This window comes from Akkermansia muciniphila (assembly GCF_040616545.1).
In the GTDB taxonomy this organism is placed as follows: Bacteria; Verrucomicrobiota; Verrucomicrobiia; order Verrucomicrobiales; family Akkermansiaceae; genus Akkermansia; species Akkermansia muciniphila_E.
In genome coordinates this window covers 1,771,525-1,793,439 of sequence record NZ_CP156688.1, presented here as the reverse complement: position 1 = coordinate 1,793,439, position 21,915 = coordinate 1,771,525, and the positions used below count along the sequence as shown (strand labels likewise).

Sequence of the window (21,915 nt, the reverse complement as noted above, 5' to 3'; positions counted from 1 at the left end):
GATTGTTTTGAATGGTTTTCGTTGAGATTTGGTTTACCCATGACCTGATGTGTCATGCAGGCGAACTCATGTTCTTGCCTTCCTTGTTGCAAATGGCGTGCCAGCCCATAACGGGACCGACTAAAATATATCATAAGCAATCATCTATCAATATATTAAAGCATATTCATTCACATATTCCCTTTTTTAAACGGCACGAATAATGAGACATCTTGTCACACCAAAAAGAGACAAAATGTCACACGCGGTCATTTTGTCCCATCCACCGCCCGGACCAGATACCAACAGACCCTTCACGAAGCCTCCCCGCAGGAGGAAGACTCCGGCTGCGTTCCGGTGCCGCATGCGCCGTAAGCCAGGCGTTTCATGAAATCCTTGTACAGCACCGTTTCCATGCGGCCATCCGCGTATTCCACCACTGCGCTCATGGTTTCCACCCAGTCCCCGCAATTCAGGTAGCGCACTTCTCCCACCATGGTATCCGCCGGATGGTGCACGTGCCCGGCGATGATGCCGTCACACTGCCTCCTGACGGCCAGGCCCTGAAGCTGCTCCTCATATTTTCCGATGAAATTGACGGCGGATTTCACCCTCCCCTTGATGGCCCGGGAAACGGAATAATATTCCCTGCCCCGCCACGCGCGGTACCTGTTATAAAAGCGGTTGACCATCAGCAGGACATCGTATCCCAGGGAGCCGAGCACCGCCAGCCACCGGTGATTGGTGGAAATGGAGTCAAACCCGTCCCCGTGCACGCACAGGTAACGCCTGCCGTCCGCCGCCCGGTGCACATATTCCTTACCCATCTTCAACCCGCCCAGATGAAAGGGAAGGAATTTTTCCAGAATATCGTCATGGTTCCCGCGCAGGTACAGCACTTCCACATTCTCCTGCTCCATTTTTTTCAGCAGGGTACGGATCAGGCGCGTATGCCGCCTGCGCCAGCGGCTGCCGCGGGACAGCGCCCAGGCATCCACCACATCCCCCACCAGAACTATTTTCTCCGCCCGCACATGCTTCAGGAACCTCCGGCATTCGTCCGCCTTGCAGTCTTTCGTCCCCAGATGGAGGTCTGACAGAAAAACCGTGCGGCATTCCAGAACGGCGTCCCGCGGGGGGCGGGCATAACCCGTTCCGTTTTCCTCCCGCGCCACGGAGGCCAGCAGTTCTTCAAACCTGTCATGGATGGCATCCCATGCCCTGGCGCTCACAGTCTTGCGGGCCTGCGCCCCGAGCCTGCCGCCCAGTTCCCTGTCCGTAAGCAGGCGGCGCATGCAGGAATAAAACCCCTCCGCGTTCCCCTTCTCCGCCTGAAGGCCGTTGATGCCGTCCAGCACCACGTCCGCGGAAGCGGCGTACCGGTAGCTGACCGTAGCCAGTCCGCTGGCCATGCCTTCCAGCAGGACGTTCCCGAAAGTCTCCGTCTCGCTCGGGAACAGCAGCACATCCATCCCGGCGTAATGGCGCGCCAGGTCTTCCCCACTGCGCATTCCGCAAAAAACGGCGTCGGGAAATTCACTGCGGAGGCTGCTCATCATGGGGCCGTCCCCCACTACCACCATTTTCATGCCGCAGTCCGGAAATTCCCGCTGCAGGCGCGTATACAGGCCCAGTACCGCCACCAGGTTCTTTTCCCGTGCCAGGCGCCCCACCACGCCAAACACCACTTCATCCCTCCACACGCCCCAGGATTGACGGAGAGAGGCATCCCGCCGGGCAGGATCAAACAAGGCGGCATCCACCCCGCGCCCCATCACGGAGAGGCGTTCAAACCCCAGCCCTTCCAGCGTACGGCGCATCTCTTCCGTGGGCACTACCGTCATCCCCGCCTGGTTGTGCAGCTTGCGCAGGTAATTCACGGCGGCGTTTTCCAGCCCGGAGAAATGGTAATCCTTCATGTACTGGTGGAAGTTGGTGTGGAATCCCATCACCACGGGAATCTCCAGAGCGCGGGCGGCCTTGACGGCGGACGCCCCCATGGGGCTTTCCGTGGCTACGTAAACCACATCCGGCCTCTTCTTCATCCATCTGGCGCGGAACCTGTCTGCGGAAGGCAGCCCTATCTTCACTTCATGGTACATGGGAAGGGAGAGGGACGGCATGGCCGTCTCCCCGGGATTGGAAGCCCCGTCCCGCTCCGACGCCCGCAGCACATGCACCAGGTGCCCCCGCGCCCTGAGTTCCCGGACCAGACGCCCCAGAGTCATGGCCACTCCATTCACATCAGGCTCATACGTATCCGTTGCCACGTCAATTCTCATGCGCCGGAACCATGAACCGGAAGGCGCCTTCAAACAAGACGCGGAAGGAAACGAAACCGTCACGGAACGCCCTTCTCCTGCGCCAGGGCCGGAACCGGAGAAACGGCCGCATCTCCATTGCCTTTACATGAATCCCTGCTTTCAACACTGTGCGCCTCTGCAAAAACCTGATGATTCATTGAATATCAGCCTTTCCAAAATCATCTTTATCCACCCGCGCATTATAAATCCGCAGTCAACCAAATTTTTTGAGAAAAAATGATTTTCATCGTATTTGAAGATGAAAAAATGATCGCTCCCTCCAATACCTCCGGCTTCTGAAATTTTTACTAATAATTTATATTGAATAATATATATCTATCATTATTCACTTCTCCATGTGAGCCGGATTTATAATCCGCCAATATGAGCTCATACGGAACGCGTGAAACGGAAGTGAAGGCATATTCAGGAAGATTTTTAATAAAAACAAGAATGATTCCCATGTGTTAATATCATAAAACAGGACGAATAATTCCAAAAATTCTCCTACCCGGAAATCCCAAACGGAACCCTCCTTCATGGCGTCCTCTCCCTTATCTACTGTTTCTCAAACTGATTTAAACAACCCGGATTAGGAATCCGGCGTCAATACTAGTTTTTCATATCGAGTTCTTTTCTCCAATTACATCCAGTATTTCCCCGTATTGGAGCCTTGATTGAATATATTTGTTAGTACGATGCATAAATTCTTGAATATAATGATTGTTCATCTTATTTTGGCGCTGTTGGCTATTTCATCCGGATTCCTAATTCGCTATTGAAACAACTGACCCCACCCCCTACCCCATGAAATTGATAGATTGCTACCGCTATGCGGCCATGCTTTATGCATCCGCCTGTTGTACTGCGTCACCGCTGTACGGCCCTCTGGAAACAGGATTGCAGGAATCCCAGCTTTTAAACTCCCTGAAATCCTGCAAATCCCTGGAAGGACCTGGAACGGAGGCCTACCTGAGCCGCACCGGGCTGAACGGCGCGTACAAGACGAAAAAGCCCATCGGCGGCCTCTTCTTTTCCCTTCATTTTGAATATAACAAGGACGGAGGGCTGAGGGCCGTTTCCTTTTATTCCAACACCAAAGCAGGCAAAGATGAGTACGATACGCGCCTGAAATCCCTGTACAAGCGCATGCTGAACGGCCTGACGGGCCTTTACGGGCCGCCCATGAACCTGCCGGACTGGATAGAAAAGGATTCACTGCCCACGGACCGCGTGCTGTACATGCACATGTGGCGCATCCAGCCCGGCTGCTTCCTGATGGCCGGACTGGCCAATACGGGAGCCACCGGCTACATGCCCGTTTTCCGGATATCCCCGCCTGCCGGAATGCCTGCCAAGTCCAAGAAAGACAGGGACAAGCTCAAATCCGAGTGGGCCGCCATGCCCGAATTCTACGAGTTCACGAAGGCGGAACGCTTCCTTGCCAACGCGGTGTTCGCCATGTCCCACAAAAAATATCCGGACGCCCTCCAGCTTTTCCAAAAGGCCGCAGACCTGGGCAGCCCCAACGGCTACTGGGGGCTGGCCCACCTGTACCGCCTGGGCCCGGCCGGCGTGGAAAAGAATCCCAGCCTGGCAGATGAATATACCAGAAAAGCGGCTCTGATGGGTTTTGCCCGCGCTGCCATGAAAATCGGAAAAACATGGGAGCAATTCTGCAAAAAACAGGATTTCAGCGAGGCGGAGGCCAAGGAATGGCACGGCAGGAACCTTCGCGCCGCCAGAGCCGGCTACGCCTCCGAGCAATATAATCTGGGCATCATTTACCAGCACGGCTTCGGCGTGGAAAAAAACCTGTCTACCGCCAGGGAATGGCTGGAAAAAGCGGCCTCCCAGGACCACTCCCAGGCAAAAGCGGCGTTAAAAACGCTTCCGGAAGGCGGAACCGCCGAACCTTCCTGACCAGTCTCCCAACAACCAGCTCCCCCCAAACCAAGCCGGCTGCCGCTTCCCCGGAAGCATATGCAGCCGCTCCGGCATTCCCTATGAAATGCCAGACCGGCAGGGAAGCGGCCCCAAACCGCTTCCCTGCCAAAAAGCCGGAACGTATTCAGCCGCGCAGCGGAAGCGCCGGCAGCATCAGCAGATGCGCGGAAGCTGCATCCCGGAAGGCATGCCCAGCACCCGCTCCACGCCCAGACGCCCCGTCATCAGGAGAGGGGCCGTTCTAAATTCTTCCACACGCCCTATGGAACATGTCCCGGCGGAGACGGCGCAGCCGCGCATCAGGCGCAGGGCCTCTTCCTCATATTCCCGGGGCAGAATAGCCAGATAACGGCCTTCACAGGCCACCTGGAGGGGATCCAGCCCCAGCAGGCCGCAGGCCGCGCGAACATCCTCCCGCACAGGAATGGACGTTTCATTCAGCCGCACCGTCAGGCCGGAGGACTCCGCAATTTCTGAAAGGGTGGCGGTCAGGCCGCCACGGGTTACGTCACGCAGGCAATGCACGGGAATCCCCGCCCGGACGAGAGCCGCCACGGATTCATGCAGCGCGGCGGAATCGCTCGCCAGGCCATCCCCGAAGGACAATCCCGCCCGCAGGCTCATAATCGTCATGCCATGCCTGCCCAGGTCCCCGCTCAGGAGGACGGAATCTCCCGGGCGCACGGAAGAAGGGCTGATCTCCAGCCCATGGCGGACCACGCCCACTCCGGCCGTATTAATGTAAATGCCGTCGCCCCTGCCGCGTTCCACCACCTTCGTATCCCCCGTCACAATGCGGACGCCGGCCGCGCGCGCCGCCGCGGCCATGTCCTGCACCACGCAGGCCAGCACCTCTAACGGAAGGCCCTCTTCCAGAATAAAGCCTGCCGTCAGGTACAGGGGGTCCGCCCCGCTCATGGAGAGATCATTCACCGTGCCGTGTACGGCCAGGGAACCGATCGTTCCCCCCGGAAACTCCAGAGGCTCCACCACAAAGCTGTCCGTCGTCATCGCCAGCCGCCCCGGCGGAAAATCCAGCACGGCGGCGTCATTCTGCACGCCCCCCGCCGGGGAGCCAAAGGCCTCCAGGAACACGGAGCGGATCAGGTCATTCATCAGCCGCCCGCCGCCGCCGTGGGCCATCTGGATACGGTCGGAAACAGGTTCAGGAACAGGACATTCAAACATGGGTCAACTTCTTTTATAACGGTAATAGGCCGCGCAGGCCCCTTCCCCGGACACCATGGGCGCGCCCAGCGGAGCCAGCGGTGTGCAGGAGGCGCCGAAAAAGGGGCATTCCTCCGGACGGATAAGCCCCCGCAACACCTGGCCGGCCAGGCAGCCGGAAGCTTCATCCGCGCCATGGACGCCTCTCCGGCACCGGAAACGCAAGGCGGCGTCCATCCCCTCCCACGCCCGGCGCACCTTCATACCGCCGGAGGGAATCAGCCCCAGACCGCGCCAGTGGCGGTCTTCCGGTTCAAAAACTTCCTCCATCCTTTTCCGCGCCGTCTTGTTCCCCTCCGGCTTTACATAGCGCGCATAGGCATTCTGCACGGCACACTCCCCGGCCTCCAGCTGGCGGACGCACATCAGGATGCCGCGGAGCAAATCCGGCGCTTCAAACCCCGTCACCGCCATCGGCACCCGGTAACGGGCGGCCAGACGGCCATAATCCCCCTCCCCCGTAATGGCGCAGACATGGCCGGGAGCCAGAAAGGCGTCCGGCCTCCCCTCATCCTGGTCCATCAGCCATTCCAGCGCCGGAGGAACCTGCACATGGGCGCAGAGCACGGAAAAATTGGCATACCCCAGCGCGCGGGCCTGCTGCATGGCCAGGGCTGTAGCCGGAGCCGTGGTCTCAAACCCAACGGCGAAAAACACCACTTCCAGCCCAGGATGGCTCCCGGCCAGGGCTACGGCCTCCAGCGGAGAATACATCAGCCGCACATCCCCTCCCCGCGCCTTGGCGGAAAACAGGTCACCGCCGGAACCCGGCACCCTCATCATATCCCCGTAACTGCACAAGGCCACGCCGGGCCTCAGGCTCAGCTCCACGGCCTGGTCAATCAGATCCACGGCGGTAACGCAAACCGGGCAGCCGGGACCGTGAATCAGGCGCAATTCCGGAGGAAGAAGCTCCTCCAGCCCCAGGGACGCGATGGCGTGCGTCTGGCCGCCGCACACCTCCATCACCGCCCACGGGCGCGTCACGGCATGGCGCAGCTCTTCAAGCAACCGCTGAACTTCCTCCTGCATAAACCATTGAAACGTTTAATCCGGCAAAGGACGCTCCCTTACACGGGATCGGTATTCTCCACAATCTCCCGCATTTCCCTCCGGGTTTGCAGCGCGGTCTCCTCATCCAGCACGCTCAGGGCCATGCCCACATGCACGATGACGTAATCTCCCAGGGCGGCCTCCGGCACACACGCCAGGTTCACCTCACGGGTCACGCCGCCGAAGTCCACCACGCCCAGCCTGAACAGGGGGTCCGTTTCATTAACGCTCACAATCTTTCCGGGAACAGCCAGACACATATCTTATCCTTTCCATTGGCGCACGACCGCCGCCGCCTGCCCCAGGGAGATTCCCCCGTCATTGCAGGGAACGCGCTGCGGCAGGGACAATCGGCACTTTCTAGACTGGGCCATTCCCGCCAGGCCTTCAAGCAAAAAGGCATTCTGGAAACATCCTCCGCCCAGCACCAGACGGTCCAGGCAGAAATGCTCCGCCACGTCAAAGGCCAGGTTCACCAGGCTTTCATGAAACTTCCGGGCGATGCAGCCGCGGGAAACGCCGTTCAGCAGGTCATCATCCACGGCTTTCAGCAACGGGCGCCAGTCCAGTTCCAGCAGCCCGCCATCCTCATGCATGATCCATTCATACGGATCTCCCTGAATCTCTTCCGTGACAGCCGCCGCGGCCCATGACTCCAGCAACATGGCGGCATGTCCTTCACACCCCGCCACGCCGTCAAAGCCGCACCAGAAGGCCATGGCGTCAAACAGGCGCCCCATGGAAGAAGTGGCCGGAGCGTGAATATTCCGGCCCATCATGGCCTCCAGCGCCTCCCGCTTCTGCCGGGTCATTCCGCCCTCCAGACGACGGTCAAGCCCATCCGTCCTCCAGGGGGCCATCTGCCGCGCCAGGGAACAGGCGCACCGGGCAGGCTCCCGCACCGCTTCATCCCCGCCGGGCAGCAGAAACGGCCTGAGCCGCGCCACCCTCCGGGGTCCTCCCGCCTCCTCCATGACAAAAAACTCTCCGCCCCATACCGTTCCGTCCGTGCCGAAGCCCGTCCCGTCCCAAGCCGCGCCTAAAGCGGGAAACGGAGTCTCATTCTCCGCGGCGCAGGCCAGTACATGGGCATGGTGGTGCTGCACGGGAACCAATTCCACATTCCATTCCCTGGCCAGCCGCCTGCCCAGGGCGAAAGAAGGGCCGTCCGGGTGGGCATCCACGGCAATCACCTGCGGCACTCCACCCAGCGTATGGCTCAGGGTCTCCACCGTCCGTTCAAAGGCGTTCAGGGAAGCCGCGCTGTCCAGATCCCCCAGATGCTGGCTCATAACGGCCACGCCGTCCTTCAGCCAGCAAACGGTATTCTTCAGCCCGGAACCCAGCGCGAGCACATGCGGAGCCTCCGGAGACGTGCGCCATACAGGCCGGGGAGCGTACCCGCGGGCACGGCGCACCACCATGGCTTTTCCATCCGCCACGCGGACCACGGAATCATCCACGGGACGCACGACCGGACGGTCGTGCACAAAAAAAACATCCGCCACATGGCCCAGCTTCTGCAAACCCTCCTCCACGGAAATGCACAGGGGCTCTCCGCTCAGGTTCCCGCTGGTCACCACCAGCGGCTTCTCCCACACATCCATCAGCAGGGCATGCACGGGGGAGGACGGAAGCATCACCCCCACAAAACGGCTGAACATGCACACGGAGGGAGCCAAATCCACCTCCTTCCTTCCAGGCGCCAGCACAATGGGGGCCGCCGGAGAAACCAGCAGGCGTTTTTCCTCCTCCGACAAGCGGCACAGCTTTTCCGCCGCGGCCACATCCGGCACCATCACGGCAAAGGGCTTGGCGTCACGCCCCTTCAGCCGCCGGAGACGCCGGACGGCGGCTTCCGAAGAAGCGTCCGCCAGAAGCTGGAATCCGCCCACGCCCAGCAGGGCAACAATCAGCCCGTCCGCCAGCACCCACGCCACCTGCTCCGCAGGAGTATCAAACCCGTGGCCGAAGCCCAACTCTGCGCCATCCGAAAACAGCACCTTCATGGAGGGGCCGCAGGACGGGCACGCAATAGGCTGGGCATGGAAACGCCTGTCCTCCACATCCCCGTACTCCTTCAGGCACTCCGGGCACATCCGGAACTTCTTCATGCTGGTGCCCGCACGGTCATACGGCAGCTTCTCAATGATGGAATAACGGGGGCCGCAATGCGTGCAATTGGTAAAGGGATAATGATACCTCCGGGAAGAAGGGTCGCGCATCTCCTTCAGGCACTCCGGACACGGGGCCAGGTCCGGCAGCATCATCGGAACGCCGCGGGGGGAGGAATCGCTCTCCACGATGCGGAACTCTTCAAACCCGGCAGGCTCGCACACGGTCCGTTCCACGCCGTACACACGGGCATGCTCCGGGAGGCTCTTCATCAGAGCGGCAAGAAAACGTTCCGGAACGCCGGGCTTCCCCTCCACATGGATATCCACGCCGGACTCCGTATTGCGGACAAACCCCTTCAGCCCCAGCTGCGATGCCAAACGGTACACATGGGGCCGGAAACCGACCCCCTGGACCATGCCGGCTATCTCAAACTTCAATGCCGCAGCGGCCTGTTCAATGGTGGTGGTGGCCATGATTCTGAATCCTGCCTTCCCGGACGCGGCGCGCGCGTTCCACAATCTCCTCACACCAGGCGTCCATGCCTTCTCCGGTCTTGGAAGATAACTCTACAACGTGCGCATGATGGGCTACCTTGTTCAGGGCCGCCAGAGCGGCATCACGGTCAAAATCCACGGCATCTGCCAGATCTGACTTGGTCACCAGGGCCACATCCGCGGAATGGAACATGGGCGGGTACTTCAGCGGCTTGTCCTCCCCTTCCGTCACGGAAAGCAAAACCACGCGCATGCCTTCCCCCAGGTCATAGGAAGCCGGGCATACCAGGTTACCCACATTCTCAATCACCAGCACGTCCAGTTCATCCAGGGGCATCTTCTTCATGGCCTCCGCAATCATGCGGGCGTCCAGATGACACATAGTGCCCGTGGTAATCTGCACCACGGGAATATCCGCACGGCTCAGGCGTTCCGCATCATTATCCGTAGCCAGATCACCCACGATCACCCCCATGCGCACACGGTTACGGAGCATCTCCGCCGTCTTTTGCAGCAGGGAGGTTTTCCCGGAGCCCGGAGAAGAAAAAACATTGATGACCAGCAGGTTCTTTGCCGCAAAAAAACCTCTGTTCCGCTCCGCCAGCCGGTCATTGGCATCCAGCACGGGAACATGGACGTCCATACCGTGGCCGTGACTTTCATGGGTGTGCTCACCTCCGCATCCGCATTCTTTACACATAATCAATACTGATATTAGATTCAGAAAAAGGGAATTTTTCTCATTTATCCTACGTCATACCGGAACTACGGCAAGAGGAATCTTTCCTTTTTCCGGCACGTAATACCTCCCAGGAAAAACCGCCCGGAACCGTTCTTCCGTCCAAATCCCGCCCGGAGCTCCTGCGGACAGCCGCTGTTCCCAACCCATCGGCAGCATCAAAAAAGGAAGAGGGACGCACCAGCTCCCGGAAAAAAGGGAGCAAAAAGAACAAGCCGTTCCCCTGCATCAAGAAGCATCACCAAAAAATAACTGGTTACCAATTAATTTTACCCGGTTCTTCCTTAAAAGAACACCTGTCCTCCCTTGGATGGGCATACAGGCGCTTTTCCGTTGAACTTCCTTCATCATCAGGATGTGGGCTTGCCAAGGCATCAGAATCTTGTAAACTATTTCGTCCTCAGTTAACATCCTTTAATTCAGGTTATGCCAGACGCTCGCTTTCAACCACTTCCCGGATTCCGTGACTTTGCCCCGGCGGACTGCGCCGTGCGCAACTACCTCTTTAACGCATGGAAGAGGGTGGCGCACCGCTATGGATTCCTGGAATGGGAAGGCCCCACTGTAGAAGCCACGGAGCTCTATCTTAAAAAGAGCGGAGGCGAACTGCCCACCCAGCTTTTCCGCTTTACGGACCAGGGCGGCCGGGATATTACCATCCGCCCGGAACTTACCGCCTCCCTGGGCCGCATTGCCGCCGCCTACCAGCGGGAATACACCAAGCCGCTCAAGTGGTTTGAAATAGGCTCCTGCTTCCGTTATGAAAAACCCCAGAAAGGACGCCTGCGTGAATTCTACCAGTTCAACGCGGATATTCTGGGGGAAGGTTCCGTCTGGGCGGACTCCGAACTGATTGCCCTGGCCATCGACTGCATGAGGGAGCTGGGTTTTACACAGAACGACTTCATCGTGCGTGTCTCCGACCGCGAAGCCTGGATCAGGTTTGCCGCGGAACACGGCGTTCAGGAACAGGACATTCCCGCCTTCCTGGGCATTGTGGACAAATTTGAACGTGACCGCCCGGAAGAATGCCAGCGCAAGCTGGACGCCTTCAACATCAGCCGCGGAGACCTGGTGGCCTTCATTGAGAACCCGCCCGCCGGAGCCTCCGAACGCTACGACCTCCTGCTGAAAGACCTGGAAGCCCGCGGACTGGACGGCTATGTGAAGCTGGACCTCTCCGTGGTGCGCGGTCTGGCCTATTACACGGGGCTGGTTTTTGAAATCTTTGATACGAAGCGCAGCCTGCGCGCCGTAGCCGGAGGCGGCCGCTACGACACGTTGGTGGGCGCCCTCTCCAACAACGCGGTAGGCATGCCCGCCACCGGATTTGCCATGGGAGACGCCGTCATCACCCACCTCATTGACCAGACCCCGCATGCCAAGGCGCTGAAAGACGCCGCCCTGGCCGCAGCGGGCTGCGACGTTTTCCTGGTGCAGGCTTCCGAAAACCGCCGTGCGGAAGTGCTCTCCATCGCCTCCGCACTCCGGGACCAGGGTTACAGCGTGGACCTTCCCCTTACCCTCACCAAGGTCAACGGCCAATTGCAGAAAGCCGCCAAATCCGGCGCGCGCGCGGCCCTGATTGTGGGGGACGACTTCCCTTCCCTGGAACTGCGCGACCTGGGCGCGCGCGCCTCATCCTCCGTCGCTATGGACGACCTGTTTGACGCTCTGGCCTCCATGACGGGCCGCGACTGATATTTCCCTCCCCTCCTTCCATTTTCAACAAAGATGAACTCATACCGCACTCATACCTGCAGCGAATTGCGCGCTGCGAACATTGGCAAGCCGACCACCCTCATCGGCTGGGTAGACTCCGTCCGTGACCACGGCGGCGTCATATTTATCGACTTGCGCGACCGTACGGGCATCACCCAGGTAGTCTTTCACCCGGAAGTCAACCAGGACGTGGCCAGGGCCTCCCAGCAGCTCCGCTCCGAGGACATGATCCAGATTTCCGGCTCCGTAGCGGCCCGTCTGAAAACGGACACGGTGGACACCACGAATACGGACCTGCCCACCGGGGAAATTGAAGTCTCCGCAGACACTCTGAACGTCATCAACAAGGCGGAAGTGCTCCCCTTCCAGCTGGACCGGGCCCTCTCCAATGAAGACCTGCGGCTCAAATACCGCTTTCTGGACCTGCGGCGCCCCGCCATGATCCGCAACATGCAGATCCGCCACCGCGTGACCAAAACCACGCGCGATTATCTGGATGAACACGGCTTCCTGGAAATTGAAACGCCCATCCTCTCCAAATCCACCCCGGAAGGCGCGCGCGACTTCCTAGTCCCTTCCCGCCTGGCACCGGGCAAATTCTACGCCCTGCCCCAGGCTCCGCAGCAGTACAAGCAACTGCTCATGGTAGCAGGCATGGAACGCTACTTCCAGATCGCCCGCTGCTTCCGTGACGAAGACCTGCGCGCGGACCGCCAGCTGGAATTCACCCAGGTGGACATTGAAGCCTCCTTCATCACGCCGGAAGACATCTACAACCTGGTGGAAGGCCTGCTCAAACGCGTGTACAAGGAAGCCCTGGACGTGGACATCCCCACCCCCTTCCCCCGCATGACGTGGAGGGAAGCCATGGACCAGTATGGTTCCGACAAGCCGGAACGCCGCTTCGGCATGAAGCTGACGGACGTCTCCTCCATCTTTGAAAACAGCGGCTTCAAGGTATTCTCCTCCGCCGTGAAAAATGGCGGCGTGGTCAAGGCCATTAACGCCAAGGGCTTCGGCTCCGCCTCCGTCGGCCAGATTGACGCCCTCACGAAAACCGCCGTGGAAGCCGGAGCCAAGGGCCTGGCCTACATCAAGGTGCGGGAAGAGGACTGGAGAAGCCCCATCTCCAAATTCCTTTCCGATGAAGAAAAGCAAAAGCTCACGGAAGCCCTGAACATTGAAACGGGAGACCTTGTTCTCTTTGCGGCCGGCCCGTGGGAACCCTCCTGCGACATCCTGGGCCGCGTGCGCCTGCAATGCGCCGACTTCATGGAGCTGCTCAAGGACAACACGGAACGCGACTTCCTGTGGGTCATTGAATTCCCCCTGCTGGGCCGGGATGAGGAAGAACAGCGCTGGGTGGCCATCCACCACCCCTTCACCCGCCCCGTCAAGGAAGACGAGGAAAAACTGCTCAAGGGAGAACTCTCCGCAGACCTGCGCGCCCAGGCGTACGACGTGGTGCTTAACGGCACGGAACTGGGCGGCGGCTCCATCCGGATTCATGAACGCGACTTGCAGTCCGCCATGTTCAAGGCCCTGGGCATCACGGAAGAACAGGCCCGCGAACAATTCGGCCATATCCTGGACGCGTTCAGCTTTGGCGCTCCGCCCCACGGCGGCCTTGCCCTGGGCCTGGACCGCCTGGTCATGATGATCTGCAATGCGGAATCCATCCGTGAAGTCATCGCGTTCCCGAAAAACAACCGTGGAGCGGACCTGATGAGCGACTCCCCCGCCGCGGCGGAAGAACGCCAGCTGCGCGACATTCACATCCAGGTAAAGCTGCCCGCTAAAAAATAACCGGATTCTTTAAACCAAAACGCCCGGATGGAGAACTTCCATCCGGGGATTTTTCATGCAGGGATATCCGGAACCATGCCTGTCATGATGGATGGCAGGCCCTTCCTATGAACCTTGCCTGCCGCCCGTCAGACGGCGGCGGATATCCGCAATCTGCCGCAAATTCTTCATCACGGGCAAACGGTGGCGCTTGTCCAGCGGAGGCGGCGGAGGATTGCCCGTGGTCACCATGGTAAAACGCTGGTACCCTTTTACCTCTGGATAACGCCCCCAGTAATAGGCCGTCCACCCGCTATCCGGGGCATCCGGGCCAAAAGGGGGATAAATCATGTGCCGTTCCTCCCCCGGATACAAATTAAAGGCACTGGTGCCGATTACAATATCCTCCGGCGCGTCCGGCAGCAGCTCCAGCCCGCGGACATACTCACGGATTTTTACGGCCGCATGCGCCTTCACGGCATACAGGCAGCCGTAAACGCGCTGTTCCACAGAACCGCTGCCCCAGAACACCATGTCCCTGCGCCTTGCAAAGCGCCGCAGGTCTTCGCCGGATATCATCACCGTATCCGCATCTATCTTCACCAGCGTATCCCCATCATCACCTGCGCTCCGGAGCATTTCATCCAGCATCCCTTCAATGCAGGCCTTCCCCCGCAAATTGCCGCCCCTTTCCCAGGAAGACACGCGCCATTCCGCCCCCAGCTTCTCCGCCTGCGCCCTCACCTCCTCCGGACACGGATGCGCCCCGTCGTCAATCACGGCCAGCCGGGCCTCCGGAAGGGCATGACGGACGCACAGCAGATTCTCGCCGACCAGGGCGGCATCTCCCGAATACACGAACAAATGCACGTGGATAGTTGCTTTTTCCTTCTTCATCTAAACTCTATTGCTGGAATTCTTTTTCTGCCTGCATCAATCATGGCAGGAATCACCTGCTGCCTCCATCCGCTGCAGCGGGCCTTGTTCCGGAAACTCCGGACGGGACCCCGGCTGGGAAAAAGGAGAGACGGGCACCCCGTTCCCGCTGCGCGCTTCCTGCCTCAGCCTCAACGCGCCCAGCTTGATTCTGGAAACCATATTGCCCAGGGCATTCGCCCGGGAAGGAATCAGCCATTTTCCAAGGACTCCTTGACGGAAAAAATCCGTATCCGCCGCCAGCGCCTCACCCGGCGTCAGGCCGAAAAACAGCCTCACCCACAGTGCCATCAATCCCCGGCTGATGCGGGAATCACTATCTGCATCAATCCTCAGCAGGCCATCTTTCAGGGACAGGCGCAGCCATACCCGGTACTGGCATCCCCGCAGAAGACAAGCTTCCGTCTTCCATTCTTCCGCAAAAGGGGGCAATTGCTCCCCCTGGCGCATCAAAAAACCATACAGGGCGCCTTCTCCCGGCAGAGCATTTAACTCCTTCAGCAGGGCATTCCGCCTTCCTTCAAAACAATCCATACATTTCTATCCGTTATCTGTTAAAACAACTCGGGCCGTTCCTGAAACCACTTGGAAACCACTCCAAACGATATCTGCGACGGCCCGGGCACCTACCCTTTCAGCACGCACTCGTCCCGGGACGCCACGACGGAACCGGACCCGATTTCAATATTCAAAATGCGGCAGGGATGCTGGCGCTGTTCCGAGGCGCAATGCTGCAATCCCTGAATCAATACCCTCAGGTCGCCCTCCCGGTCATTCAGCCTCCAGCCGGAAATAAGCAAACGGAGGCACCGGACTTTCTCATCTCCATTCGTCTGGAACCAGATGAACATCGTCTCATCCGTAACCATGCGGCAGCCCTTTCCCGTGAGCCTGAACATTCGGGAATTCACCGGATACTCCATACTGTCCCAGAAAATCTCCTTCATGCCACAATCGGCAGGCCCCTTCACGGTAATCTTTCCTCCGGGAAACCATCCCATGTGAAACAACAAATACCGCATCAGGGAGGCGCGCCTTAACGCACAATCCTCCTGGTGAGTACCCAGGCCGAGCGACTTTCTGGCCCCACAAAACTTGCTGCCCCGGTCAATGGTTAGCCTGACCTTATAACTTCCCGATGTATTCTTCCTCAATTCGATTGATCTATAGATGGACATGCAAATATTCATACAATATCCAAAAACTATATATATAAAATCAAACGGGCCTAGAAGAAAAATGTTAGAAAACAACATAACATAAGTAAATGCAACAATATCAGAAAACTATGTCGTGAAGAAAAATCAAGATATTCAACGTTTTGGACGTTTTGGGGGCTGCATGAAGGAATATCCCGCCCAATTTTTATCCCTTCCGGTAGCAGGAAAACAGAACATCCTTGCACATATCGTTACGGCAAGCTCCTGTAAAAATCCCACATAGCCAACCGGGGACGAATCGTCAAGCAACTTTCACACTATTTACGGGCACGCCAAAAGGCCACTCCTGTCTAACAGACAGAAATGACCCAGCTCCTTTCACGCAACAGGCAGGAAAAGCTTCTTTATTTTTCCGGAACCGGAATAGCCTGCACCCTGAATGGCTCTTAATCCTGGAACGCTGGAGGGTTCCCAGGGAGCGCGCTTCAAATACCGGTGCAATACAAAAGTATCTTCCTTCCGGATGCCTTCCACGGATGTCCATGCATATTCTCCATATACCGTTCGGTGGGTCCGTGGGTCAAAAAACTCCACCAATGCCACAACATCACTCGAAGGGTGTTTAAGAGTACCGGTCCTTTTATCCACGGCATATTGATAGATGCCTTTAACACCATGCACCACAACCGTTGATCCCCTCGGCACGACCGGAAGACGGGCTCCTTTTCTCCAATTCTGTTCATCTTTCTGGTCCCACAATCCCTGAAACCTTAAGTATTGCTTAAAATCATCCCCATACAATTCACGCATATCCGGATTATAAATCACCGGGTAATAGCGCACATGCATATCACATTGCAACTTCAATGGACGCTTCACATAATCGCAATACGGCTTCTCCCCATTCAAAATACGGCAGGCGTTTTGAATGCTCTTGCACAAGTTAAAATTCCATGACAACAACGACACTAATACCGTACTGCAGTCCTTGGGCACAAGAAATCACAACCAACATTACCCTTTAAATAAAGGAGCAATTTCTCTCCATATGCATCCTAAATTTTATCTATCCGATTTAAATTTCCACTTGAAGACAACATGGGCTCTCCATATAAAATAGAGAGCCCATATTACGAAAAAATATTAGAATATTAATTATTGTATAATAATTTTTTAGGAGCGTACATCCATGGAAAATACATACTCATCCTTGATTGGACGATAAATACCTTAAAAAAATCATACAATGGTTTATTGTAAAAATAAGTATATCCTAATTTTTCGTATGCTCCTCTCTTTTTTATATAATTGAATACACAGATAGATCCATCTAAATCCATATCAATTTGAAACAATCCGATATCATAACCTGATGGACATGAAATGAGAATCATATGCGAATTTAAGCCAAACCATATTTCAGGATACTTTTCATTATGTGTATATGCTTCAAAAAAATCATATGCGGAAGCATGCACAGTAATAGCGGTTTTCTTATAAAAGGATATATCTTTATCCTCTTCCAGAGAATCTATTTTTTGAGGATTATATAACTCATGTAAGGTAATGTCGCTTCCCAGAGAATTACTAACAGCAGCTAAACAAATGCAAATTATAATGTATATATTGATCATTTTATATTCTAAACTAAACACTATTTATCATTGTAAGATCGTCCATTCTTACTTAACTATAACCCTCGGTTATAGTTTATCTTGGGACCTATATACTTAACTAACCATTAAAGTTATTTTTGAGGGTAGGAATATTCCTACCCTCAAATTTTTATCATTCTATTATTATACCATTACTAATTTCTACATGTGACTGTAAGTCACTCCAATCATCTAAAATTCCTTCAAATTCGATTCTATCTCCAACTTTGTATTTTAGACCTTTTTCCTTCTCACTTTTTTTCAAAATAACTAATACCTCAGGAGAAGAAAAGGAAATGTCATTAGAGGAATAACTCATTCCTCCAAAGGAAACTGTATTGGAAGACCCCATTACAACAGACATACTCAATGTCCCAAATGTTGTCTCAATTTCACTTACCTTACCTTTCCATCTGACTTTCTTCCCTTCAAAATCCTTCCATTTGTCCTTTTTAAAAATCTCAGTTGCATCACTGTTATTTCCATAAATCTTCCCTACTTCACTCCAAGTAAGTTCAGATAATGGTATCTTGGATGTGTCTTTTTCTTCTGGTTCTACATCGCAGGAGGTCATTCCTACCATTACTATCACAGATGCCGCCAGAGGCAAAATACGTAACTTCTTCATAATTATTATTTTTTGTTGTTCTAATATCCTAAAACAGGATAATACCTCAGAAGTGTTATCGTAGAACCCTCTTATTGTAAACAACAAAATATCCTAATTCGGGTTATTTTATTCACTATGGTAGACTTATGAGATGCTCAGAAAAAGGGATAACCCCCAAGAGGAAAAGCTTCGCACCTATCTCAGGAACCAACGTAAGAAGATGGGATTGTCTCAAGTAGAACTCTCTGAGATGTGTGAATTACCTCAGTCATTCGTCTCCAAGTATGAAACAGGCGAAAGGTATTTGACCTTTATTGAGGTCCTAATGATCTGCAAATTGCTCAAAATCAATATTTTAGACTTATCTAGAGAAGTAGAATCTTGACTCCTAAACACACCATACTAAAATCGCTTGATGTCTTTACATATTCAAGGATATACACTAAAAGGAAATCCAATAGGAAGCCCTATTTTGGGAGGATTCGGATTTTCCCAACCTATCATAAAAGATGGATATACTTTTCACATTTTATATACTGAATTAAATTTTAATAATCGTACTCGATTTAATTGGAGTGATGTAATTGTTAATCCTACTCAAATGAATTCATTAATTGAACAATATAATAAAACACATATTTTTACGAAAAATTACATTTTTGAAAAAATCATACTCACGGCCGAAGAAGGAATTGCCTTTTCTAAAATAACACAGAAAGACAAGGAAGATGTATTTAATCTTCCTCCTCTACATATATTTCGATTGGACTAGATTTATCATCCCATATTCCATAATAAGGATCTACAAAATGAAGACCAGATGTTGTTGATCTGTATTTTTTAATTTCACCATTTTTTATTCGAAAAAAATAACCTCTATAGAATCCTCTCTCTTCAAAGGTTAAATATTTTTCATTTCCTTTAAAGTTTGGAGAATAAAATTTTAAAAATCTTCCATTATTATCTAAGTCTTGAATATAGATAACTTTTTCTTGGAGTAATTCTTCATATAGTTTTTTAGAAATTGTAATACCTCTAAGTTTTTGTGAACCTTCTTCTACAAGATACTTATTATTATGATAAGTTCTTTCAAGTTCAGTAATTTTTCTATTCTCATCATTATTAATAGGATAGGCAACCATTTCTAGTGATTCGTTTTTCATAGAAACTACTTACCTTCAATTTTTTAAAATCATTTTACCAAATCACAGTACATCAATCTTTTACCATCCATCATCTCAATAGTTTTACCTAGGAAATCTAGAACATTTTCCTTAGAAGTATTGTATCTAAAGGAAAACTCATGGACATATCTATTGAGATGTTTTTCACTCATATAATGGTAAATTCCATAATAACCTCTTTTCAAAATCGCCCAAAAGCTTTCAATACCATTGGTATGCACAATACCTCTAACAAATTCCTTAACAGAATGATTGATTTTGTGATGGGTAAAGTCGGTTAATCCATTATAGGATTTCCATGTATCAGTCATAATAGTAGAACCTTTTTCTATATTGTCATTGATGAATCCATGAAGGGTTTCCTGCTTATTATCCTTAATAACATTGGAAACAACTTTTCCTTTTCTGCTTCTACCACCTACTACAATTAATTTACCAGAAGGACCACGTCCCCAACCACGCTGTTGACTCTTCTTTTTATTCTTCTCCAAACCTCCAACATAGGTTTCATCAATCTCAATAATACCATCTAATTTATTCTTGGTAGTCTTCATCCAAACTTCCCGGATACGTTGGCACAAAAACCATGCAGTCTTCTGAGTAACACCAAGGATTTTACCCACCTGGATAGAGGAAATACCTTTACGGTTAACTCTCATCAAATACATGCAAAACAACCATTTATGTAATGGTAATTTTGATTCCTCAAGGATTGTTCCAAACCTTACACTGAAAAACTTTCTGCATGATCTACACCTGTAAGGCATTGGAGAATGGTTTTTGCACTCATGGATATTATCAGAAGAACAATGTGGACAGACAATTTGACCGTTCCAACGTTTCTTCTCAAAATATTTTCTAGCAGACTCCTCATCTGGAAACATCTGAAAGAATTCGTACAAACTGAGATCATTTTTATCCATAATTTCCTTTGGCTGATAAGGAAATTTTGTCGTGTTTTGATTAGTTTGTACGCATTTATTTTTAGTGATTTGTGTATTATTTTTGGTTACAATTTTCTTACCCATATAGAGCGAGTAGAAAATTGTCCTTAAAATTGAATGATATAAAAATTAATGGAAATTGACTGAATGGATAATGGGGTTAACGATGATTAAACGGGATGGTTAATCAAGTATGTAGGTCCCTTTATCTTATTTAAGGGTATTCACATTTCCAATCATTCTTCTTCCAAAGCCATATCTTCATAGTAATGTAAATTACCAGATTCATTCAGAAAAGCATCAGGAAGATAATTCAAATAGTCCATTTCTTCATGGCAGATACATCGGCTCCCTATCTCTTTCAACAAACGTTCTCTCAATGGTAAATAATAGTCCCAATAATCATACTCTCTTCCTCCGTTATTTCGATTGAAATGACGCCAGGATGGATATAGTTTTACAGGATGGCATATGTCCCCTTGAAGACCTAACGAGTACTGTGTGACATGATCAAATTTCAAAAAGAAATGTGTTGAGCGTTTTTCAGAAGACAGGAAAGATTTCCTTTTTTTAATTTGAGGCAGTAAACTCTCAATTACATTTTTTAATTTTCCCGCGCTGTCTTCTGTAAGCATCAAAATATATACTAGCCTTCCTGACTCAATATCTTCTTCATTTTCCAACAAATAGACAGTACCGGAAAAACACCAGTTAGCACTTAAACCATACTGTTCCGGATCAACTTTAATCAAATAAATGGAAAATGCTGAATCAATTGTATATAATTTCTTGAATTCCTTATCTTTCTCTATTACTTGTTCAAGCCCTTCAAGAAGGGCTTTCTGAACAGGTGAATCTTTACCCAGGATTAGTTGTATTTCAAATTCCGAACATCCTATTTTGTATCCAAACTTAATGCTCATTCCAGGAAGGTAATTCCAGTATCTATCTTTTTCCCTAATCATGCTAAGGTCTATATTCATACAGCATGCGTCTGCATAATTATCATAGGAGTTATATTTATCCCCATCCAGATATTCATATACGAGAATCTGGCGCGCCTGTTAAGTTACTTCCATCATATTCCCTTTTCCGCACGGCAAACAAATAATCATATCTAAATTCAATTCTTACACCCAAGATTGGAGTATTCAATATCCTCCATTTACCGATTTTCTAAAAATTCATTATTACTCAAAAAATCAACTACCAACTTTGTTTAATAAATGGGTCGTATTCCAAGCTTCCTATGTCAAAATGAGTTTTGGGATCATTTTCCTGAACGGTTGTATCACAGCCATAATCGATCAGATCATCCATCAGCCCTATCACTTCCCTCGCGGGTGTGCCTGGTACCGTAAAATCTCTAAAAGAAACACCAAATATTCTTGAATTCATTCCATAGTAAGAAAAGTATCCCGACGACATGAAAAATTCACTTAAAAGGAAAAATTCAGTGCTATCAATACCTTTGGAGGGCACTTGTAATTTCCAGAAACTCGTTAGGACCTTATAAATTGAATTTAAAACTCCTGTTGAAATTGGATTTGAATATTCCTCTATTTCCCATGAAGCTGATTTTAGATTCTTCCACTCTTTCACGAGCTCCATGAGAACCTCGGAATTTTTCTCTTCAAGCAGTTTCTCCTCCAAACATTTAATTTTCCCTCGGACGGCCAATTCAGAATACCATTTTTCCGATGAGCCGGGAACTTTCAAGTAAGGTTTCCAAACAAAAATTCTATTATTCTTAATAACTAAAAAGATGTATGATATTTCAGTATGTATGCTTGCATAGAAAACGTCATACTGTCCATCACATTTTCTCAATATTTCTCTATAAATATTTAAAGGAAGGCTTCCTGTCTCCAAGGCCGTATTCTCAGAATAGGGTATGTAAGAGTATACTGATTTTTTCAATATACTCATATTATCATTTAATAATTTTGCCCTGTCTTCAAATACCTGCAGGCATATTGCTTCAAATTCTGCAGTAGACGCAGCAGAAGCACATTGGAAAAAAACACCAGCAACTAGTAAGTACAGTCTGTTCACAATC

At 52.0% G+C, this 21,915-nt stretch carries 20 protein-coding genes; 4 read left to right on the top strand and 16 right to left on the bottom strand.

The features are described 5' to 3' along the window. Window positions 1–293 precede the first annotated feature (293 nt). Window positions 294–2,261 (bottom strand): glycosyltransferase, encoded by a 1,968-nt coding sequence (locus ABGM91_RS07350; protein WP_354830966.1) that lies wholly within the window; start codon window positions 2,259–2,261, stop codon window positions 294–296. Between the two features lie 828 nt (window positions 2,262–3,089). Between ABGM91_RS07350 and ABGM91_RS07345 the strand changes: the two genes are divergently transcribed. After that, window positions 3,090–4,205 (top strand): tetratricopeptide repeat protein, encoded by a 1,116-nt coding sequence (locus ABGM91_RS07345; protein ID WP_354830963.1) that lies wholly within the window; start codon window positions 3,090–3,092, stop codon window positions 4,203–4,205. A 177-nt stretch (window positions 4,206–4,382) separates the two neighbouring features. Here the strand turns inward: ABGM91_RS07345 and hypE are convergent, their stop codons facing one another. The 5 genes from hypE to hypB are packed head-to-tail and all read right to left on the bottom strand — an operon-like array spanning window position 4,383 to window position 9,764. Continuing rightward, window positions 4,383–5,417, bottom strand: coding sequence for a hydrogenase expression/formation protein HypE (gene hypE, locus ABGM91_RS07340; RefSeq protein WP_354830961.1), 1,035 nt, complete (start codon window positions 5,415–5,417; stop codon window positions 4,383–4,385). 3 nt (window positions 5,418–5,420) lie between these two features. Beyond that, window positions 5,421–6,488 (bottom strand): hydrogenase formation protein HypD, encoded by a 1,068-nt coding sequence (gene hypD / locus ABGM91_RS07335; RefSeq protein WP_354830958.1) that lies wholly within the window; start codon window positions 6,486–6,488, stop codon window positions 5,421–5,423. Window positions 6,489–6,526: 38 nt separating this feature from the next. Further along, entirely contained in the window at window positions 6,527–6,769 is a 243-nt protein-coding gene (locus tag ABGM91_RS07330; protein WP_354830956.1) for a HypC/HybG/HupF family hydrogenase formation chaperone, read from the bottom strand. Window positions 6,770–6,772: 3 nt separating this feature from the next. After that, on the bottom strand, window positions 6,773–9,100 hold the full coding sequence (gene hypF, locus ABGM91_RS07325) for a carbamoyltransferase HypF (protein WP_354830954.1): 2,328 nt from the start codon (window positions 9,098–9,100) through the stop codon (window positions 6,773–6,775). Beyond that, window positions 9,081–9,764 (bottom strand): hydrogenase nickel incorporation protein HypB, encoded by a 684-nt coding sequence (gene hypB / locus ABGM91_RS07320; protein ID WP_354830951.1) that lies wholly within the window; start codon window positions 9,762–9,764, stop codon window positions 9,081–9,083. The genes hypF and hypB overlap by 20 nt, the downstream gene beginning before the upstream one ends. A gap of 522 nt (window positions 9,765–10,286) precedes the next feature. On the opposite strand from hypB, the gene hisS reads away from it, so the two are divergent. Together hisS and aspS are read left to right on the top strand one after the other, a co-directional pair. Beyond that, window positions 10,287–11,561: a histidine--tRNA ligase gene (gene hisS, locus ABGM91_RS07315; RefSeq protein WP_354830948.1), complete on the top strand. Its 1,275-nt coding sequence runs from the start codon at window positions 10,287–10,289 to the stop codon at window positions 11,559–11,561. Window positions 11,562–11,594: 33 nt separating this feature from the next. After that, on the top strand, window positions 11,595–13,388 hold the full coding sequence (aspS, locus tag ABGM91_RS07310; RefSeq protein ID WP_290565684.1) for an aspartate--tRNA ligase: 1,794 nt from the start codon (window positions 11,595–11,597) through the stop codon (window positions 13,386–13,388). 105 nt (window positions 13,389–13,493) lie between these two features. Here aspS and ABGM91_RS07305 read toward each other — a convergent pair whose 3' ends face one another. The 6 genes from ABGM91_RS07305 to ABGM91_RS07280 form a co-directional block, all read right to left on the bottom strand. Then, window positions 13,494–14,264, bottom strand: coding sequence for a hypothetical protein (locus ABGM91_RS07305; protein ID WP_354830945.1), 771 nt, complete (start codon window positions 14,262–14,264; stop codon window positions 13,494–13,496). A 36-nt stretch (window positions 14,265–14,300) separates the two neighbouring features. Next, on the bottom strand, window positions 14,301–14,837 hold the full coding sequence (locus ABGM91_RS07300) for a SufE family protein (RefSeq protein ID WP_354830943.1): 537 nt from the start codon (window positions 14,835–14,837) through the stop codon (window positions 14,301–14,303). Window positions 14,838–14,929: 92 nt separating this feature from the next. Beyond that, window positions 14,930–15,304, bottom strand: a complete 375-nt coding sequence (locus ABGM91_RS07295; RefSeq protein ID WP_290565687.1) for a hypothetical protein — start codon at window positions 15,302–15,304, stop codon at window positions 14,930–14,932. Window positions 15,305–15,841: 537 nt separating this feature from the next. Then, window positions 15,842–16,405 (bottom strand): hypothetical protein, encoded by a 564-nt coding sequence (locus tag ABGM91_RS07290; RefSeq protein ID WP_354830939.1) that lies wholly within the window; start codon window positions 16,403–16,405, stop codon window positions 15,842–15,844. A gap of 209 nt (window positions 16,406–16,614) precedes the next feature. Further along, window positions 16,615–17,097 (bottom strand): hypothetical protein, encoded by a 483-nt coding sequence (locus ABGM91_RS07285; RefSeq protein ID WP_354830936.1) that lies wholly within the window; start codon window positions 17,095–17,097, stop codon window positions 16,615–16,617. Between the two features lie 154 nt (window positions 17,098–17,251). Beyond that, window positions 17,252–17,746, bottom strand: coding sequence for a hypothetical protein (locus tag ABGM91_RS07280; protein ID WP_354830933.1), 495 nt, complete (start codon window positions 17,744–17,746; stop codon window positions 17,252–17,254). Window positions 17,747–17,879: 133 nt separating this feature from the next. On the opposite strand from ABGM91_RS07280, the gene ABGM91_RS07275 reads away from it, so the two are divergent. Continuing rightward, window positions 17,880–18,113, top strand: coding sequence for a helix-turn-helix transcriptional regulator (locus tag ABGM91_RS07275; RefSeq protein ID WP_354830930.1), 234 nt, complete (start codon window positions 17,880–17,882; stop codon window positions 18,111–18,113). A 349-nt stretch (window positions 18,114–18,462) separates the two neighbouring features. Here ABGM91_RS07275 and ABGM91_RS07270 read toward each other — a convergent pair whose 3' ends face one another. From ABGM91_RS07270 to ABGM91_RS07255, 4 genes are all read right to left on the bottom strand, one after another. Next, window positions 18,463–18,891 (bottom strand): hypothetical protein, encoded by a 429-nt coding sequence (locus ABGM91_RS07270; protein WP_354830928.1) that lies wholly within the window; start codon window positions 18,889–18,891, stop codon window positions 18,463–18,465. 29 nt (window positions 18,892–18,920) lie between these two features. Further along, complete coding sequence (locus tag ABGM91_RS07265; RefSeq protein WP_354834833.1) at window positions 18,921–19,835, bottom strand: IS1595 family transposase; 915 nt, start codon at window positions 19,833–19,835, stop codon at window positions 18,921–18,923. Between the two features lie 257 nt (window positions 19,836–20,092). Beyond that, a complete protein-coding gene (locus tag ABGM91_RS07260) occupies window positions 20,093–20,839 on the bottom strand; it encodes a hypothetical protein (RefSeq protein ID WP_354830925.1) in 747 nt (248 codons plus the stop codon). Window positions 20,840–21,062: 223 nt separating this feature from the next. Continuing rightward, the gene (locus tag ABGM91_RS07255) at window positions 21,063–21,911 is read right to left on the bottom strand and encodes a hypothetical protein (protein ID WP_354830923.1); all 849 of its coding nucleotides are present in this window, start codon (window positions 21,909–21,911) and stop codon (window positions 21,063–21,065) included. Window positions 21,912–21,915 lie beyond the last annotated feature (4 nt).

Excerpts from the sequence above, each read along its gene's own strand:
- ABGM91_RS07350 (WP_354830966.1), bottom strand. The coding sequence starts at position 2,261 with ATGAGAATTGACGTGGCAACGGATACGTATGAGCCTGATGTGAATGGA.
- ABGM91_RS07345 (WP_354830963.1), top strand. The coding sequence starts at position 3,090 with ATGAAATTGATAGATTGCTACCGCTATGCGGCCATGCTTTATGCATCC.
- hypE (WP_354830961.1), bottom strand. The coding sequence starts at position 5,417 with ATGTTTGAATGTCCTGTTCCTGAACCTGTTTCCGACCGTATCCAGATG.
- hypD (WP_354830958.1), bottom strand. The coding sequence starts at position 6,488 with ATGCAGGAGGAAGTTCAGCGGTTGCTTGAAGAGCTGCGCCATGCCGTG.
- ABGM91_RS07330 (WP_354830956.1), bottom strand. The coding sequence starts at position 6,769 with ATGTGTCTGGCTGTTCCCGGAAAGATTGTGAGCGTTAATGAAACGGAC.
- hypF (WP_354830954.1), bottom strand. The coding sequence starts at position 9,100 with ATGGCCACCACCACCATTGAACAGGCCGCTGCGGCATTGAAGTTTGAG.
- hypB (WP_354830951.1), bottom strand. The coding sequence starts at position 9,764 with ATGGACGTCCATGTTCCCGTGCTGGATGCCAATGACCGGCTGGCGGAG.
- hisS (WP_354830948.1), top strand. The coding sequence starts at position 10,287 with ATGCCAGACGCTCGCTTTCAACCACTTCCCGGATTCCGTGACTTTGCC.
- aspS (WP_290565684.1), top strand. The coding sequence starts at position 11,595 with ATGAACTCATACCGCACTCATACCTGCAGCGAATTGCGCGCTGCGAAC.
- ABGM91_RS07305 (WP_354830945.1), bottom strand. The coding sequence starts at position 14,264 with ATGAAGAAGGAAAAAGCAACTATCCACGTGCATTTGTTCGTGTATTCG.
- ABGM91_RS07300 (WP_354830943.1), bottom strand. The coding sequence starts at position 14,837 with ATGGATTGTTTTGAAGGAAGGCGGAATGCCCTGCTGAAGGAGTTAAAT.
- ABGM91_RS07295 (WP_290565687.1), bottom strand. The coding sequence starts at position 15,304 with ATGGGATGGTTTCCCGGAGGAAAGATTACCGTGAAGGGGCCTGCCGAT.
- ABGM91_RS07285 (WP_354830936.1), bottom strand. The coding sequence starts at position 17,097 with ATGATCAATATATACATTATAATTTGCATTTGTTTAGCTGCTGTTAGT.
- ABGM91_RS07280 (WP_354830933.1), bottom strand. The coding sequence starts at position 17,746 with ATGAAGAAGTTACGTATTTTGCCTCTGGCGGCATCTGTGATAGTAATG.
- ABGM91_RS07275 (WP_354830930.1), top strand. The coding sequence starts at position 17,880 with ATGCTCAGAAAAAGGGATAACCCCCAAGAGGAAAAGCTTCGCACCTAT.
- ABGM91_RS07270 (WP_354830928.1), bottom strand. The coding sequence starts at position 18,891 with ATGAAAAACGAATCACTAGAAATGGTTGCCTATCCTATTAATAATGAT.
- ABGM91_RS07265 (WP_354834833.1), bottom strand. The coding sequence starts at position 19,835 with ATGGATAAAAATGATCTCAGTTTGTACGAATTCTTTCAGATGTTTCCA.
- ABGM91_RS07260 (WP_354830925.1), bottom strand. The coding sequence starts at position 20,839 with ATGAATATAGACCTTAGCATGATTAGGGAAAAAGATAGATACTGGAAT.